The following is a 15,741-nucleotide window of genomic DNA, read 5'->3' on the forward strand; positions in this document are numbered from 1 at the left end:
TCCGTCGGCGGCCAGGACTACGCGGCCAACCTCATCGGCTACGACCGCAAGCACGACGTCGCGGTCATCCAGCTTGTCGGCGCAGGTGGGCTACCGAGCGCGCCGATCGGTGATTCCGGTGCGGTCGCGCCGGGCGAGCCCACGGTCGCTATCGGCAACGCCCGCGGCGTGGGCGCACCACTGAACCACGAGGTGGGCCCCATCACGGCCCTGAACCGGACCGTCAATGCCGAAGACTCGCTGACCGGCAGTTCAGAGGAGGTCACCGGCCTGATCGAGGTCGCCTCTGATGTGCGACCCGGTGACTCCGGAGGGCCGCTGGTGAACAGTGCCGGACAAGTCATCGGCTTGGTCACCGCGGCATCCGTGAACTTCCAAATGGGCCCGGCGGGTGAGGGTTTCGCGATCCCGATCAACGACGCGATGGCCGTCGCGGGACAGATACGCTCCGGTGCACTGTCGGGCAGCGTGCATATCGGGCCGCCGTCCCTTCTCGGCGTCGGCGTCAGCACCCAGCCGCGCAGAGAGCCGGGAATCGTCGTGCGTGACGTCGTGCGCGGCGGCCCTGCCGACCAGGCGGGCGTAACCCTCGGCGCCGTCATCACCGTGCTCGACGGCACGCCGCTGGATTCGGCCACCACGCTGACCTACGCGCTGGACCGGCACTATCCGGGTGACGTCGTCGACTTGACCTGGATCGACCGCAGCGGCCAGCAGCGCACCGGCAAGGCCACGCTGGTTCCCGGACCGTGAGTTGAGCCGAAGCGCGCGAACCGTGGGGTGCGCAACCCTATGCTGAGCGAGTGCACAACATCGCTCCCTATCGCGTCGTTCAATGGACGACTGGAAACGTTGGAAAAAGCTCCGTGGCGGCCATCGCCGCCAATCCCACACTCGAACTGGTTGGCTGTTACGCCTGGTCGAAGGACAAAACTGGTCGCGATGTCGGCGAGTTGGCCGGCATCGAACCCCTCGGCGTCACGGCGACCAATGACGTCGACGCGCTGCTGGCGCTGAAGCCCGACGCCGTCGTCTACAACCCGATGTGGATCAACGTCGACGAGCTCGTGCGCATCCTGGAAGCCGGCGTGAACGTCGTCGCGACCGCGTCGTTCATCACCGGGCACAACCAGGGCGAGGGCCGCGACAAGATCGCCGACGCGTGCCGGCGCGGCGGCTCGACGATGTTCGGTTCGGGCATCAGCCCCGGCTACGTCAATCAGTTGGCGATCGTGGCGGCCGGCATCTGCGACCGGGTGGACAAGATCACCGTCAACGAGGCCGCCGACACCACGTTCTACGACTCCCCCGCAACCGAGAAGCCGGTCGGGTTCGGCCAGCCGATCGACCACCCGGACCTGCAATCCATGACCGCCCACGGCACCGGCGTGTTCGGCGAGGCGGTGCGGCTGATCGGCGACGCGCTCGGCATCGAGTTCGACGAAGTGCGCTGCGATGCCGAATACGCGAAGACCACCGAGGATCTCGACCTGGGCTCGTGGACCATCCCGGCCGGCGGAGTCGCCGGTGTGTTCATCAGCTGGAAAGGCATCGTCGACGGCACGACGCGGGTGGAACTCACGCTGCGGTGGCGCAAAGGCCAGACGCTGGAACCGGATTGGCAGATCGAACAGGACGGCTGGGTCATCGAAGTCGCCGGCAGACCGACGGTGAACATGAAGGTCGGCTTCCTTCCGCCGCCGTACTTCGAGGCCACCACGCTGGAAGAGTTCATGGTGCTCGGCCACATCATGACTGCGATGCCCGCGATCAATGCGATCCCGGCGGTCGTCGCGGCGCCGCCCGGCATCGTCACCTACAACGATCTGCCGCTCATCGTTCCGAAAGGCGTTGTGCCACAGGGTTAACGACGTCCCGCGACCCGCTTCTTGGCCGCCCGCTGTCCGGCCTTGGGGAAACGCGCACCGAACTGCGGCACCGCCAGAGCGCCTGCATGGCGTGCGGCGGTGATCGCATTGCGCATCGGGCGGGCCAATCCCGCGAACGACGCCATGTCGAGCACCATCGGTGTGAGCAGCCGGTTGTGAACGAACGCGAAAGCGCTGCCGGACGCGGGATCGGCCCATCCGAGCGTTCCACCCAGGCCGATGTGGCCAAAACCCTTGAGCAGACCGGGGATCGGTGATTCGTGGTAGCCGAGGTGGAAGGGCATCGGCACGACGATGTTCAGGTCCGGCCATGGCCGCGGATTGCCGATCAGCCCACGAGTCAGCTCGTCTGACAAAAACTGCGTGCCGTCGATGCTGCCCTCGTTGGCGATGGCGGCATACATCTTCGCCAGTCCGCGCGCTGTGACGACGCCGTTGGCGGCGGGAACCTCGCCGTCGAGGAAAGGAATGTCTCCCTGGACAAAGGATTTGATGCCGGGGAAGAACATCGCGCCGAACGCTCCCGAGAGCGGCAGCCCGGCGACTTTGGGTGCGACGAAGTTGAACACCGGGTTTGTGCGCGCGCTCTGCGGCGCGAGGATCTCCGCGACCTTGGTGGGCGAGTCGGCGGGCGGGCGTCCCAGGTGCAGGCCGTCGGTGTCGAGCGGACGGGCCACTTCCTCACGGATCAACTGCCGCATACCTTGGCCGGTCACCGCGCGCGTCAAACCCGACAACAACCACCCGTAGGTCAATGCGTGATACGCAGGCCAGCCGCGAAGATGATCGACCGTGGCGGCAGCGAGCCGTTGTTCCATGAGCTCGTGGTCCAGCAGATCGTCCCTGCTGACGCCCTTCAGATGCGACAGACCCGACCGGTGCCGCAGCACGTCTCGGACCGTGATGTCGCCCTTGCCGTTGGCGCCGAACTCGGGCCAGTACGTGGCGACGGGCTCGTCGTAGGACAACAGCCCGCGGTCGACAAGCCGGTGCACGACCGTCGTCGCCACTCCCTTGGTCGCCGAGAACACCATCGCGCCCGTATCAGCCGTCCACGGCTCCACACCGGACCGGTCCGACCACCCCGTCCAGACGTCGACGACAGGCCGACCGTCGATGAACACGCACAGGGAGCCACCGCCGAACCGACGTCCGGGGAACAGTCCGGCGAACACTCGGATGACGTTGGAGAAGCGTGAATCGGCGGCTCCTTGCACGCCGCGAGGCAGGCCGTCCTCAGCTCTGAGAAGAGACGCCTTCGTCATGCAGCTAACAATGCCCGGAATGCCCCGGATTGGGCCCGGAAACCGGTCATTTAGCCGATGACCCGCGTGACGACGGCCTGCAGCTTTGCACCTGGAGGGCCGTCCAAGACGACGTCTTTGAGGATCTGAGCCTGATCACCCTTGACGGTGAACTTGCCGGGCTGCGGCTGGTTTCCGCCTGTCACTTGATATTCGACGGTGAACTCGGTAACCGGCAACGGGTGGAAGCCAATGTATTTCGGCTCGATTGTGTACTTGTACACGCACCCACCGCCCGGCGGGCAGTTCGTCTCCGTGACGACTACACCGACGGTGAACTCCTTGACCGTCGGAACCGACGGCGGCGGCGGAGCCAGCGTTGTTCGCGGGGTCGCAGTTGGTTGCGGCTTCGAGTAATTGCCGAAGATCACGACGGCCGCCGCGCCGAACCCGCCAAGCATCCCGAGGAGCGCTAGCACTGCGAACAAGCGCTTGATCGTCGTCATCGCGCATCAACGCTACGTCGCGCCATCTCGTCCTTGATCGCCGCGATGAATGCATCGACGTCAGCCTCGGTGGTGTCGAACGAGCACATCCAGCGCACGTCCCCGGCGGCCTCGTCCCAGAAGTAGAACCGGAACCGCGTCTGCAGCCGCTCGCTGACATCGTGCGGCAGCCTGGCGAAGACGGCGTTGGACTGCACCGGATAAAGGACCTGCACGCCGTCGACCGCGCGCACACCGTCGACGAGGCGCTGCGCCATCTCGTTCGCGCGCCGGGCGTTCCGCAGCCACAGATCCTTCGCCAGCAGTGCCTCCAGTTGAACCGAGACGAAACGCATCTTGGAGTGCAGCTGCATCGACAGCTTGCGCAAGTGTTTCATGTGTCTGACGGCGTCCTGATTGAGTACCACGACGGCCTCGCCCAACAGCGCGCCGTTCTTGGTGCCGCCCAGCGACAGGATGTCCACGCCGACGTCGGAGGTGAACGCGCCCATCGACATGTCCAGTGACGCAGCCGCATTGGCGATCCGCGAGCCGTCCACGTGCACACGCATGTTGCGGGCGTGGGCCTGTTCGCAGATCCCCCGAATCTCGTCCGGCGTGTACAGCGTGCCCAGTTCGGTGCTCTGCGTGATGGAGACGACCTGTGGCATGGCGCGGTGCTCGTCAGCCCAGCCCCAGGCCTGCCGATCGATCAGCTCAAGCGTGAGCTTGCCGTCGGGCGTGGGCACGGTGAGCAGCTTGAGCCCGCCCATTCGCTCGGGCGCGCCGCACTCGTCGACGTTGATGTGCGCGCTCTCGGCACACACCACTGCACCCCAGCGGTCGGTAATTGCCTGTAAACAAACAACATTCGCGCCCGTGCCGTTGAATACCGGGAATGCCTCGGCCGTTGGGCCGAAGTGGTCACGAATGATGCCCTGCAGGTTCTCGGTGTATGCGTCGTCTCCGTAGGCGACCTGATGGCCGCCGTTGGCCAACGCGATGGCGGCAAGCACCTCGGGGTGTACCCCCGCGTAGTTGTCACTGGCGAAGCTGCGAACGTCGGGGTCGTGACGGCGCCGGGCATCAGTTGGAGGAGAGTTCACGTCTTTTTCCGCGGCTTGCCCTCGTCGTCCCAATTGGCCGCCACCTTCTTGCTCGGCTGTACGCGTGGCGGTTCGCCAGGCATCTTCGGGTAGTTCGGCGGATACGGCAGATCGCCGAGCCCGCGTTCCTCGTCGGCCTTGACCATCTCGAGAAGCGGATCGATCGATTGCTTTTTCACATCTATGTCCTCCCACGGATCCGGCCGCCCCGCAACGAATCCGGGCACCGTGGCGATGGTGTAGTCGTCGGGATCGGCATCGCGTAGCTCGTCCCACGTCAGCGGTGTCGACACCGTGGCGATCGGCGTCTTACGCGCCGAATACGCCGACGCGAACGTGCGGTCGCGGGCATTTTGGTTGTAATCGATGAACAGGCGTTGGCCCCGTTCCTCCTTCCACCAGGATGTCGTCACCGCATCGGGCGCACGCCGCTCGACCTCGCGGGCCAGCGCGATCCCGGCCCGGCGCACAGCGATGAAGTCCCAGTCGGTCTTGATTCGGAGGAACACGTGCACGCCACGGCCGCCGGAGGTCTTCGGATAGCCGACCAGATCGAGCTCGTCGAGCAGCGGTTTGAGCACGTCGACCGCGATGGCGCTGGCTTCCTTGAAACCCGTGCCTGGCTGTGGATCCAGGTCGATGCGCAGCTCGTCGGGATGCTCGGTGTCGGGGCAGCGCACCTGCCAGGGATGCAACGTGATCGTGCCCATCTGGGCGGCCCAGGCGATCGCGGACGGATGCGTCACCCTCAGCGCATCGGCGGTGCGGCCCGACGGGAACGTGACGCGACACGTCTGGAGGTAGTCGGGATGCTTTTCAGGAACCCGCTTCTGGTAGATCTCTTCGCCGTCGATCCCGTCGGGGAAACGCTGAAGATGGGTCGGCCGGTCGCGCAACGCGGTGAGCATCGGCCCGCTGGCGACTGCCAGGTAATACTCGACCAATTTGCGTTTGGTCCCGTCAGATCCCAGCTTTGGGAAATAGACCTTGTCCGGGTTGGTCAGCCGGACCTTTACGCCGTCGACGTCTAATTCCTCTGCAGGCGTTGGCATTACACCGACTCCAGCACGTCGTAGAGGTCGTAGTTGAGCGGCACGTCGAGCTGATCGAACGTGCAGCTTTCGGGATCCCGGTCAGGTCGCCAGCGCATGAACTTCACCGCGTGCCGGAATCGTTTGCCGTGCACGGTATTTCCCTCCATCTGGTCATAGGCTACTTCGCAGACCTTCTCCGGTCGCACCGGTATCCAGCGCTTGTCGGCTGCCGAATTCCACCGGCTCGGCTCGCCGTCTAGAACCTCGTCCCCCTTGCGTAGCGGCTCGAGATCGTTCAGCAGCTTCAATCGGTCCCTCACGGTGAACGACGCTGCGCCGCCGACCATCTGGAGTTCACCGTCGTCGCGGTACAGGCCGAGCAGGATGGAACCCACGCCTTCCCCGCTCTTGTGAATCCGGTAGCCGATGGCCACGCAGTCCGCGTCGCGGGCGTGCTTGACCTTCACCATGTCCCGCTTGCCCGGCACATACGGCCCGTCGAGCTTCTTGGCGATCACGCCGTCCAGACCGGCGCCTTCGAACGTGTCCAGCCACTGCGCACCCTGCTCGGGATCCTCGGTGGTGCGGGTGACGTGGCACCACTGCTTCTCGTTCACCGATTCGTGCAGTGCCCCGCGACGGACCCGGAACGGCTCAGCCAAAACAGACGTGTCGCCGGTGGCGAGCGCGTCGAATCCGATGAAGTGAGCGGGCGTCTGCTCGGCCAGCATCTTGATCCGGCTGGCGGCCGGATGGATGCGTTGGGACAGCGACTCCCAGTCCAGCCGCACGCGCCCACCGATCTCGCGCGGGACGACCAACTCGCCGTCGAGCACGCAGCGCGGCGCCAGCTCGTCCTTCAGCGCCTCGATCAGCTCGGGAAAATAACGGCCGAGGTCCTTGCCGCTGCGTGACAGCAGCACGACCTGGTCGCCGTCGCGGAACACCAGCGCCCGGAAGCCGTCCCACTTCGGCTCGTAGGACCACACCCCTGGGTCGAGTGGCACCTTGGCCTGGGCCTTGGCCAGCATCGGCTCCAACGGTGGCAGAACGGGGAGGTCCACGGTTTCCATACTCGTGCAGACCGTCGGACCCGGGCAATGTCATCGCACCAAGGACCGCACAGAGCCGGGCGCTTTTTATATCCGCGTAAGCTAATATCTACGTATGAACGCAGATATGCGAGCCTCCTCCCCCATCCCTGAGGACCAGGTCGCATTGATCGTCGAGGTGTTTCGGATGTTGGCCGACCCGACGCGAGTGCAGGTGTTGTGGGCGCTGGCCGAAGACGAGCTGTCGGTCAACGAGCTGGCCCAGCATGTCGGCAAGCCAGCCCCGTCGGTGTCCCAGCATCTCGCGAAGCTGCGAATGGCTCGGCTGGTCCGCACCCGTCGCGCGGGCACGACGATCTTCTACAGCTTGGAAAACGAACACGTGCGGCAACTGGTGACCGACGCGGTATTCAATGCCGAGCACGCCGGTCCGGGAATTCCACCCCATCACCGCAGTGAAGGGTCGTTGTTGTCGTTGCGCGCGGCCGACGATCGCAAGCCGCAGGCAGCAAAACGATGACCCACTTGCAGACCGCAATCCACAGTCACGATCACGAGCATGGCCACGCGCACTCGAAGGGTCTGCGGGCGGCGGTGAAGGAGATCTTCGCCCCGCACAGCCACGACGCCTCCGACAGTGTTGACAGTGCCCTGGAGTCCAGCGCAATCGGGATCCGCGCGGTCAAGATCAGCCTGGTCGCGCTCGGGATCACCGCGGCTATCCAGGTCGTGATCGTCGTCATCTCGGGCTCGGTGGCGTTGGCGGCCGACACCATCCACAACTTCTCCGACGCGCTGACCGCGGTGCCGTTGTGGATCGCATTCGCACTCGGGACCCGCGCTGCCACACGGCGATACACCTATGGCTTCGGCAAGGCCGAGGATCTTGCCGGGCTGTTCATCGTGGCGATGATCACCCTGTCGGCCATCGTCGCCGGTTACGAGGCGATCATGCGGTTGATCCACCCACAGCCAATCGAGCATGTGGGTTGGGTCGCAGCGGCAGGTCTCGTCGGATTCATCGGCAACGAACTCGTCGCGCTGTATCGCATCCGGGTCGGCCGCCGGATCGGGTCGGCGGCGTTGGTGGCCGACGGCCTACACGCCCGCACCGACGGGTTCACGTCCCTGGCGGTGTTATTCAGCGCAGGTGGGGTGGCCCTCGGCTTTCCACTTGCCGACCCGATCGTCGGCTTGATCATCACCGTGGCCATTCTTGCCGTGCTACGCACCGCTGCGCGTGACGTATTCCGCCGCCTGCTGGACGCCGTTGACCCTGCGCTGATCGATGCAGCGGAAGCGTCACTCGCTGCCCAGGCCGGCGTGGTCGGGGTGCGAAGCGTGCGCATGCGTTGGATCGGTCATCGTCTGCAGGCCGACGCCGAGCTCGATATCGACCCGAATATCGGCCTGCAGCAGGCACATCAGATCGCCCATACTGCTGAACACGAGCTCACCCACGTGATTCCCAAACTCACGGCCGCCATGGTGCACGCCTACCCCGCGCACAACGAACCTCACCACGCGCACTGAGTCGCGCTTTGTGACGGCTGACGTAGCCCCCGATTCACGGTGCGACGTGCCACACTCACGCTCCGTGACTGCGCCACCCGTTGCCGCTCGCACCGCCGCGGTCGGCTTGATCCAGCAAGCTGCGCAACGAACCCTGCCAGCTGGGGCTCAATGCGGGAATGCGTAATGCGCGCTGCAACGCCTCCCGAGGGTGGCCGGGAAGGTACAGCAAGGCATCGATCTCGTTGACCGACACCGATTCTGGGCCTGATGCGATCTTCTCGATGGCCTGGCCCGCTTCGACAAGGCCCTCTTGCAGCACCCTGCAGTAGAAACCTGGCCTGCGATGCGACACCAGCCACGCGGCCATCCTCGGTTCCCCGAGCCGGATCCCGACGCGATAGCAGGTGACTCGCGGTTGGGTCACCTCGAACGTGGCTTCGCCGATGCGATAGCGATCGCCGATACATACCCCGTCGTCTGCCAGACCGTCGGCGGTGAAGTTCTCCCCGAAGTGGCCGGGCTTCAGATCGTCCGGTGCAACACCTGGGCCCAGTACCGATACGACTCTGTCTGATAGACCAGCACGGCCCGTTGCTGTCGGGTCTCAACGTTCGTGGCGAAATCTCACGCGAAATGGCGAATCGCCACAAGAATGAGACTGGTCCGCCCGTTCGGTGGTCACGCACTCAATCCGTTGGCTCGCTCTGGATTTCCGCGCAATTCGGCGTGGTCGGCACCCCATTGAACCGGTCGGTCATCCAGGCCATGCTTCGCTCACCGTCGACAAACGCTGGCAGTAGGGAGTTGACGTCCGTCTTGTTGAGGAACGGGGGCTGCTCGTTGGTCCATAATGTGACATCGGCGCCCTTGCCGCACCAGTCCGCCGCGGTTGCGACGACCGATGCGTACGGGCTGAATGGATCCCACCGGTTGTGCGACAAATACACTGGCCCAGTGGGTTTCAGATTGCCGATACGCTGCGCTGCCAGCACACTCTTAAACGGGTCGACTTTGGCCGCCTCGAACGGGTCGTCCTTGAACCAGAACCGTATGTGGCGGAACATGTAGTCGATTCCCGTTTGCAGCATGCATTGGCGCCCGGTGTTGGCCAACATCTCTGTGCCGCGCCGAGTCAGAGAGTCCCAGATGGGTTGTTCCATTGCGGGGTAGGCCGACTGAATCCCTCTGAGCAGCCACCCGATCGCTCCGGCCAGGTAGTTGCCGTCAAGGGGCGCTAACACTTCAGCTAAATCAGTGGGCGCGGCGTTGGCATACGTTCCTACAACGTTGAGGTCGGGCCCGTATGTCCCAGCAAGTTCGGCCGCCGACAATGCGGCTTGCCCGCCGGACAGCCAACCCCAGAACGCGACCGGCCCGTGCGGGTCCAGCGAGGTACCAGGCAGTTTCATCGCCGCGCGGGCGGCGTCGATCAGGGCTGTCCCTGCGGGGAACCGCATCAGGAACTGCGGTGACGCGGGGACATGTACACCCATCCCGACACCGTCGGTGACCACGATGGCGAAGCCCCTGGCCAGCAACGTAGCGATGAATCCCTCTTCGAGGTTGAACATCAGGTCGAACCCTGTGTCAAGGGAGGCGTGGATGCCTTGGTTGAACAGTCGCGACGGCGCGCATTGCTCGCCCATCCCGTACGGCGCGGTCGAATAGGCCAGTAAGGGCCGGGGTCCGGCGCCGGGCCAGGGGTTGTCCGGTTCAATGTAGGTGCCGGTCACCGCGACCGGTTTCCCGTTGGCATCGGTGCTGCGGTACATGATCCGGGTTCCGGTACCGACAAAGGCACCCAACTGACCCGAAGGCTCCAGGACCAGGCGCGAGGGCTCGGTCCGGATCAGGTCACCGGGTGCGCCGGCTGGAAGCGGATCCGGCGGCGTGTAGAACTCGTAGTACTGACCCTCATCGGCATGGGACACGGAGAAGCCACCAAGAGCCGGAAGCGCCACCAATGAAAGTGCTATCACCACAGCAAGTTTCAGAAATGTCCGCCAGTGAAGACGATGTCGCGCACGCATCCGCGGCTGCATCGATAAGGCCTTGTCTCTAGAGTGTGCGCTCACCGTTTCATCCCTTATCCACCAGTTGTTTTGGACAGCACAAGCGGCTATTTGATTGGACCAAGCCATGTTTGAGTACGCGTCACCGTTTCGGTAACGCGGTAGGGTGACCCTGTCGGGTTAGCCGACCTCAGCCACGTGATTCACCAGCACCCTGTCGATGGCACCTGCCAGCGCACACGGTTGCTCGTCCATCGGGTAGTGGCCGCAGTCGTCGAGAACCGTCAGACGATGGTTGGGATACCAGGACAGCCACGTGTCGGCCATCCGCTGCGGGGTCAACGAGGGATCGTGCTCCCCTACAATCACACCCACTGCCACGGGATTGCCGCGGACATCTGCGTGAAAATCTCCATCGCCCCACGAGTCGAGATAGCCGCGAACGGCGTCGATCTCGCAGCAGGCAAACGAGCGCTCGGTGAGCGCGCGGACCCAGCCCTCGCCGCGGCGATTGCCGGTGGAGCCGTCGATGACTGCCGCCCGCGCTTCCCAGTCGGTGATCGCTCCGTCGAACAGCGCTCGCCGGGACCCGACCAGTCCGCCTCCGCTCGCCGGGACGGCGGCCACACCGACCAACGCGCGGATTCGCTCCGGGGCCTGCAGCAGGGCTCGCTGGATAGCCAGGCCGGCCATCGAGTGCCCTACCAGAGAGAACTCCTGCCAGCCCAGGGAGTCCGCGACCGTCAGCGCGTCGTGCGCGATCTCGTCCATGGTGTACTCACCGCCGCGTTGGCGTGACAACCCGTAGCCCCGGGCGTCGATATAGCAATATGTGAAGGCGTGCTGGTCGGCCGTCTGCCACACCGGCGACCACGATGCGGCGTCGAACAGCCAGCCGTGCAGCACGAGCACCTTGCGCGGCCCGTTGCCGACGAGGTAGTAGCCGTTGCAACGACTCGTCGCTGACGTCGAAACCTGTTGCAACGATTGCATATTCATACCTCCCACAGCGATTCGGTGACGCCGACCTGGACGAGCTTGAATGCACCGGTGTGAAACAGCAGTGGTTGTCCGTCCCGCATTTCCAGCTGCTGCACTCGTCCGACGAAAAGGGTGTGGTCTCCTGCCGGGAACCGATCGACGATCCGGGTCGTCAACTGCAGCAGAGATCCGGCGATCACGGGTATCCCGCCGAGCCAGTCGAATTGCGGTGGCGGCATCGGGTGCTTGCTGCCGGCGAATCGTCGCGCGATCGACTCCTGCGAATGCGCGAGGATGCTCACTCCGTAGTGGTCCGATTCTGCGAGGCGAGCGGCCATTCTCGCCTTGTCGCCCAAGGCAATCAGCACCAGCGGCGGTTCGAGCGACACCGACATGAATGCGTTGGCCGTCATGGCGTGAACTTCGCCGTCAACGACATTGGTGACCACGGTGACACCGGTCGCGAAGCGGCCCATCGCCGATCGCATCGCGCCGGGGTCGACACTTGCCGCCGGCGCGTCCACGATGATGTCTCCAGCTGCGACGGTCATGATTCCACCGCGGCCATCGCGGTGTGCTTGGCGATGAACGCTTCGGCTTCACCGGCGTCGGCCCACGCCGGGAAGAAGCCGTCCGGGTTGCTGCGGGAGTCGGCATGCCATTGCCGGATCACCTGGGACCGAGTCCCCGCTTTCACCAGATCACGCACGTGCTGCGGGCCTTCCAGCGTGATGTTGGTGTACGCGGTGGCCCATTGCACATGGTCCCAATAGGTCTCGAACGTCGTATTCATCCAGTCCTCGTCGAATGGCATGCTGCCGTGCTCGACGATCGAGTCCAGGTAGATCTTGGCGCATTTGACGGCGTTGTTCGCACCTTCGCCGGTGATCGGATCGTTGAGTACGACCAGGTCGGCCATGCCCAACACCTTGCGTCCCGAGGGCAGCGTGGCAATGGGCTTACGCACGGTGGGCGGGTAGCAGCCGCGCAGTATCGCGTTGTCGTCGGTGAGTGTGATGTCGGCGACGCGTTCGGCAGCCCATGGCACGAACTTGTTGACCACGGTCTTGGCCTGGTTGAGGTACTCCGCGGGCGTGTCGACGCCATCCCAACAATCCAGCGGGCCACCGATCCTGCCTTCGAACATCAGCAGGTTGGCCGGTCCGGTGATCGTCAAGACCGGGAAGAAGAACACCTCACCGACGCCGGGGATAACGGTGATTTCGGTCGCCAACCGCTGTGGGTTCTGAAGCCCGTCGACATAGACCGCGGCGATGTATCGCTGCGGCGTGTCGTATGTGCAGCGAGCCCTGTCCTTCTCGAACAGCTTGCCGATCTCGCCTTTTCCGGTGCTCATGATGGTGAGGTCGTGCGAGTCGGCGATGGATTCCAGGTCCTCCAGTCCGGCCGAGATGTGAAACAGGCGGCCGCCACGGCGGCGGAACGTGTTCATCCAGTACGGGATCCGCACCCGGTAGTCCACGGACGCGGACGGGCCCGGCAAGTACGGCGCTGTCCAGGTGAAGTCCAGATCGCCGTCTGGCCGTGTGACCGTGACCTGCAGGTCATCAGCTCCAGGGGCGGACTCCTGCCAAAAGTCCAAACCCAGTTCCCGCTCAATGGCACGGGCGGCCGGATACAACAACTGGGTCGAAGTGATGCGACCCGTCGCTATCTGGGCTGGGGTTCGATCGGACACCAGGGTCACCTGATAGCCCACGTCCTGCAGGCCGATCGCGAGCACCAGGCCCGCGTGCCCGGCACCGATGATCGCGACGGACGGCTTGGTCGACATTGTTATCTCCTCAGTTGGCGGACGGCGGTCGGGCTAATCAGGTGGCAGTGACGGAATCGTCACCCGTCTGCATCAGGGGTTCGGGAACGAGTTGTTGTTTGCGGGCGCTGGCGATCATCGAGGCCTCGAGCATCCATTCCCTGGACCGGCTCGGGTCGCGCGAAATGGCGCGGAGTTCCTTCATTCTTGCGTCGCGGGCGTCTCCCGCGTGCAGAGAAAGATCCTGGGTGTTGCGATGAGTGATCCGCTGGATCTCCGCCAACGCCACCGTCCTGCGCCGGTTGGCCCACAAGGCGAGGCCCCCGGGCTGCGCGGGATCAGCGAGTACCTGACCCAAGGTGTACGCGTCGTGGATGCCGGAGTTCAGCCCCATCCCGCCGATGGGCGAGTTCACATGGGCGGCGTCACCAATCAGCGCTACCTGCCCGCGGCAGAAGTCGGACGCCACCCGCTGGTGCACCTTGTAGACCTGGCGCGACAGCACCGGCGGCATCGGATGAAGGGCGAGCAGGGCCTTGAGGCGTCGGGTGATGAATCCGTCGGTGAGGACCTCCTCGTCGGATGGTCCGTCCGTGACTTCGAACATCACCCGCCAGCAGTCCGGGATCCGCAGCAACATCAGGTGCTCTGTCGGGTCGGACACATAGTTGACGCAGGAGATTCCCGGGAAGTACTCCTCCAACGGCGCTTCGATGCCGAGCAGCAGGTATCGATGCTCATAGGTCATGCCCTCGAACTCGATGTCGAGGCACTCACGCACCCTGCTGCGCGCACCATCGGCGCCGACCAGGAAGTTGGCACTGACGGTGTACCCGCCCTCAGGTCCGGACGCTTCGACGTCGACGACGTGACTCCCCGTGGCCTTATGTCCGGTCAATTGGTGCGAGAAGCGCACATCGACGGTCTTCTCGCCGGCGAGTTTCTCAAGCAGGATTCGGACGTACTTGTACTGCTCGAGTTGCAGACGGTAGGGAAACCCGGTCACGTCGGACAGCGTCGAGAAGTCGAATTCGGCGATCAGCCCGCCGGCGCGGTCACGCAATTGATAGGTCGGCGCCACCAAGCCCTGCGCCAGCATGTCGTCGATAAGTCCAAGCCCCTTGGCGAGCTCCAGGGTCGGCGGGTGGAAGGTGGACGCCCGCCACTGCGTAGCCGGTTGCGACTCCGCCTCCAGGACCAGCACGCGACGACCCGCCCGCGCCAGCACCAGCGCCGCGGTCAGACCGACCGGACCAGCCCCGGCGACGATCACGTCATAGTCAGCGGCCCGGTCCATAGTCGAGTTCGGCACCTTCGTCCTTTCGCAAGTATCGGATGTTTCCCTTTGGTGTGTGACCGACGTTACGATCAGAGGCCCGCAGATCGGAACAGAGAAAGGCGGAATTCCTCTATGCGGCATCAGAGGTCCCACGAAGCGGCACAGACCCTGAATTCAGTGGCGAATGCTTTGCGGGTGCTCAGGCTCGTGCACACCGAAGGCAAGGTGACGCTGCCGTCGATCAGCGAGCATCTCGACGTCGGCAAGTCCACCGCACACCGGCTGGTCACCACGTTGATCGCGGAGAACTTCCTACAGCGCAGCCCCGCACGCCACACCGAGTTCATCGTCGGGCCGGCCCTGTTGGAAATCGGCGCGACCGCGCTGCGCAGCGCCGACATCCGACGTCATGCCCGGCGACCAATGGAGCGACTGTGCGATCAGCTCGGCGAGACGGTCAGTCTGGTTGTCCTCGAGGGCAATTCGACCCGCGTAGTCGATGGTGTGGAGTCCAAACAGCCGATCCGGGTGGGCCTGCGCACGGGTGTGGTGCTTCCGGCCAATGCCACCGCGGCGGGCAAGGTCCTGCTGGCACAGTTGCCGGAGCAGAATCTGCCTGAGCTTTTCCCGCAGGGTCTACCGGAGCTGACGGGCCGAACGTTGTCCACGTGGGCCGAACTGAACAAACAGCTCGCGCAGATCCGCGCCGATGGGTTCGGGTTTAGCGCCGCCGAAAGTGAGCCGGCGATGAACGGGCTGGCGGCGCCGGTGCGCGATCACACCGGCGAGGTCGTGGCTGCCCTGGCCATTGCCGCGCCGCAATACCGATTAGCGCCGCATACGGCACAAGCCAAAGCCAAGTTCCTCCGCGAGATCGCGACGGCCATCACCCGAGCACTCGGCTGAAGCACTCAGTACTCGGGTGTGTCGACGAAGCTCCGGGCTCGGTACCGCTTCGCGGGACCACCTGTGCCGCGTAGAGGAATCCCGCCCTTCTCTGTTCCGATGTGCGGGCCTCTGATCGTAGCGTCAGTCACACACCCCGTGATTCGCGGAAGACATCCGTTGCCATCGAAGGAACGCTGCCCCATGACCCAGACCACTGTGCCTCAAGTCGGACACCTGATCGCCGGGAAGATGTCCGCCTCCGACATCCGAGACGTGCGCGATCCAGGACGTCTTGACGACGTCGTGGCCCAGGTCGCCGTCGGCACCGTCGATGACGCGGACCGTGCGGTGCGCGCCGCGCATGCTGCCTACCCCGTCTGGCGGGACACCTCAGCCGCCGAACGGGCACAGCAGCTGCTCGTCGCCGCGGAAACGCTGGCTGGCAGTGGCAAGGAGCACGCCCCGCTGCTGGTGCGGGAGCA

Annotated in this window: 16 protein-coding genes and 1 pseudogene; 6 read left to right on the forward strand and 11 right to left on the reverse strand. The window is 64.7% G+C overall.

Translation table 11 applies throughout. From position 1 onward, the window contains the following. Together VJV41_RS25900 and VJV41_RS25905 are read left to right on the forward strand one after the other, a co-directional pair. A partial coding sequence (locus VJV41_RS25900) for a S1C family serine protease (RefSeq protein ID WP_325338629.1) occupies positions 1-753 on the forward strand: 753 nt, incomplete at its 5' end. Between the two features lie 59 nt (positions 754-812). Then, positions 813-1,868 (forward strand): dihydrodipicolinate reductase, encoded by a 1,056-nt coding sequence (locus tag VJV41_RS25905; RefSeq protein WP_325338653.1) that lies wholly within the window; start codon positions 813-815, stop codon positions 1,866-1,868. Here the strand turns inward: VJV41_RS25905 and VJV41_RS25910 are convergent. Genes VJV41_RS25910 through VJV41_RS25930 form a run of 5 tightly spaced genes read right to left on the reverse strand, consistent with a single transcriptional unit; the run spans position 1,865 to position 6,831 of the window. Further along, a complete protein-coding gene (locus VJV41_RS25910; RefSeq protein WP_325338631.1) occupies positions 1,865-3,154 on the reverse strand; it encodes a serine hydrolase domain-containing protein in 1,290 nt (429 codons plus the stop codon). The genes VJV41_RS25905 and VJV41_RS25910 overlap by 4 nt on opposite strands. Before the next feature lie 50 nt (positions 3,155-3,204). Beyond that, entirely contained in the window at positions 3,205-3,639 is a 435-nt protein-coding gene (locus VJV41_RS25915) for a hypothetical protein (RefSeq protein WP_325338633.1), read from the reverse strand. Next, on the reverse strand, positions 3,636-4,724 hold the full coding sequence (locus VJV41_RS25920) for a low specificity L-threonine aldolase (protein WP_325338635.1): 1,089 nt from the start codon (positions 4,722-4,724) through the stop codon (positions 3,636-3,638). Before VJV41_RS25920 ends, VJV41_RS25915 begins: the two co-directional genes overlap by 4 nt. After that, positions 4,721-5,776 (reverse strand): non-homologous end-joining DNA ligase, encoded by a 1,056-nt coding sequence (gene ligD, locus VJV41_RS25925; RefSeq protein WP_325338637.1) that lies wholly within the window; start codon positions 5,774-5,776, stop codon positions 4,721-4,723. Before ligD ends, VJV41_RS25920 begins: the two co-directional genes overlap by 4 nt. After that, positions 5,776-6,831: an ATP-dependent DNA ligase gene (locus VJV41_RS25930; RefSeq protein WP_325338638.1), complete on the reverse strand. Its 1,056-nt coding sequence runs from the start codon at positions 6,829-6,831 to the stop codon at positions 5,776-5,778. Before VJV41_RS25930 ends, ligD begins: the two co-directional genes overlap by 1 nt. 106 nt (positions 6,832-6,937) lie before the next feature. Between VJV41_RS25930 and VJV41_RS25935 the strand changes: the two genes are divergently transcribed. Together VJV41_RS25935 and VJV41_RS25940 are read left to right on the forward strand one after the other, a co-directional pair. Continuing rightward, positions 6,938-7,330 (forward strand): metalloregulator ArsR/SmtB family transcription factor, encoded by a 393-nt coding sequence (locus VJV41_RS25935; protein WP_325338655.1) that lies wholly within the window; start codon positions 6,938-6,940, stop codon positions 7,328-7,330. After that, on the forward strand, positions 7,327-8,343 hold the full coding sequence (locus VJV41_RS25940) for a cation diffusion facilitator family transporter (protein WP_325338639.1): 1,017 nt from the start codon (positions 7,327-7,329) through the stop codon (positions 8,341-8,343). Before VJV41_RS25935 ends, VJV41_RS25940 begins: the two co-directional genes overlap by 4 nt. Before the next feature lie 79 nt (positions 8,344-8,422). On the opposite strand, the pseudogene VJV41_RS25945 reads toward VJV41_RS25940, so the two are convergent. The 6 genes and pseudogenes from VJV41_RS25945 to VJV41_RS25970 form a co-directional block, all read right to left on the reverse strand. Continuing rightward, a pseudogene (locus VJV41_RS25945) lies at positions 8,423-8,922 on the reverse strand (MOSC domain-containing protein); the annotation flags it as partial. A gap of 89 nt (positions 8,923-9,011) precedes the next feature. After that, positions 9,012-10,355, reverse strand: coding sequence for a lipase family protein (locus VJV41_RS25950; protein WP_325338657.1), 1,344 nt, complete (start codon positions 10,353-10,355; stop codon positions 9,012-9,014). Positions 10,356-10,517: 162 nt separating this feature from the next. Then, on the reverse strand, positions 10,518-11,330 hold the full coding sequence (locus VJV41_RS25955) for an alpha/beta hydrolase (RefSeq protein WP_325338641.1): 813 nt from the start codon (positions 11,328-11,330) through the stop codon (positions 10,518-10,520). 2 nt (positions 11,331-11,332) lie between these two features. Then, positions 11,333-11,869, reverse strand: a complete 537-nt coding sequence (locus VJV41_RS25960) for a flavin reductase family protein (RefSeq protein ID WP_325338643.1) — start codon at positions 11,867-11,869, stop codon at positions 11,333-11,335. Continuing rightward, entirely contained in the window at positions 11,866-13,113 is a 1,248-nt protein-coding gene (locus tag VJV41_RS25965; RefSeq protein ID WP_325338645.1) for a styrene monooxygenase/indole monooxygenase family protein, read from the reverse strand. The genes VJV41_RS25960 and VJV41_RS25965 overlap by 4 nt, the downstream gene beginning before the upstream one ends. 37 nt (positions 13,114-13,150) lie before the next feature. Continuing rightward, positions 13,151-14,389 carry an NAD(P)/FAD-dependent oxidoreductase gene (locus tag VJV41_RS25970; protein ID WP_325338647.1) on the reverse strand — a complete coding sequence of 413 codons (1,239 nt, stop codon included), beginning with the start codon at positions 14,387-14,389 and terminating at the stop codon, positions 13,151-13,153. Between the two features lie 159 nt (positions 14,390-14,548). Between VJV41_RS25970 and VJV41_RS25975 the strand changes: the two genes are divergently transcribed. Beyond that, entirely contained in the window at positions 14,549-15,277 is a 729-nt protein-coding gene (locus VJV41_RS25975; protein ID WP_325338649.1) for an IclR family transcriptional regulator, read from the forward strand. 183 nt (positions 15,278-15,460) lie between these two features. Then, the coding region (locus VJV41_RS25980) for an aldehyde dehydrogenase family protein (protein WP_325338651.1) at positions 15,461-15,741 on the forward strand (281 nt) is incomplete at its 3' end.

The organism is Mycobacterium sp. (genome assembly GCF_035274705.1).
Taxonomy (GTDB): Bacteria; Actinomycetota; Actinomycetes; order Mycobacteriales; family Mycobacteriaceae; genus Mycobacterium.

What these genes read in the sequence shown, in the direction of transcription:
- VJV41_RS25910 (WP_325338631.1), bottom strand. Translation starts at nt 3,154, where the DNA reads ATGACGAAGGCGTCTCTTCTCAGAGCTGAGGACGGCCTGCCTCGCGGC.
- VJV41_RS25915 (WP_325338633.1), bottom strand. Translation starts at nt 3,639, where the DNA reads ATGACGACGATCAAGCGCTTGTTCGCAGTGCTAGCGCTCCTCGGGATG.
- ligD (WP_325338637.1), bottom strand. Translation starts at nt 5,776, where the DNA reads ATGCCAACGCCTGCAGAGGAATTAGACGTCGACGGCGTAAAGGTCCGG.
- VJV41_RS25930 (WP_325338638.1), bottom strand. Translation starts at nt 6,831, where the DNA reads ATGGAAACCGTGGACCTCCCCGTTCTGCCACCGTTGGAGCCGATGCTG.
- VJV41_RS25935 (WP_325338655.1), top strand. Translation starts at nt 6,938, where the DNA reads ATGCGAGCCTCCTCCCCCATCCCTGAGGACCAGGTCGCATTGATCGTC.
- VJV41_RS25940 (WP_325338639.1), top strand. Translation starts at nt 7,327, where the DNA reads ATGACCCACTTGCAGACCGCAATCCACAGTCACGATCACGAGCATGGC.
- VJV41_RS25950 (WP_325338657.1), bottom strand. Translation starts at nt 10,355, where the DNA reads ATGCGTGCGCGACATCGTCTTCACTGGCGGACATTTCTGAAACTTGCT.
- VJV41_RS25955 (WP_325338641.1), bottom strand. Translation starts at nt 11,330, where the DNA reads ATGCAATCGTTGCAACAGGTTTCGACGTCAGCGACGAGTCGTTGCAAC.
- VJV41_RS25960 (WP_325338643.1), bottom strand. Translation starts at nt 11,869, where the DNA reads ATGACCGTCGCAGCTGGAGACATCATCGTGGACGCGCCGGCGGCAAGT.
- VJV41_RS25965 (WP_325338645.1), bottom strand. Translation starts at nt 13,113, where the DNA reads ATGTCGACCAAGCCGTCCGTCGCGATCATCGGTGCCGGGCACGCGGGC.
- VJV41_RS25970 (WP_325338647.1), bottom strand. Translation starts at nt 14,389, where the DNA reads ATGGACCGGGCCGCTGACTATGACGTGATCGTCGCCGGGGCTGGTCCG.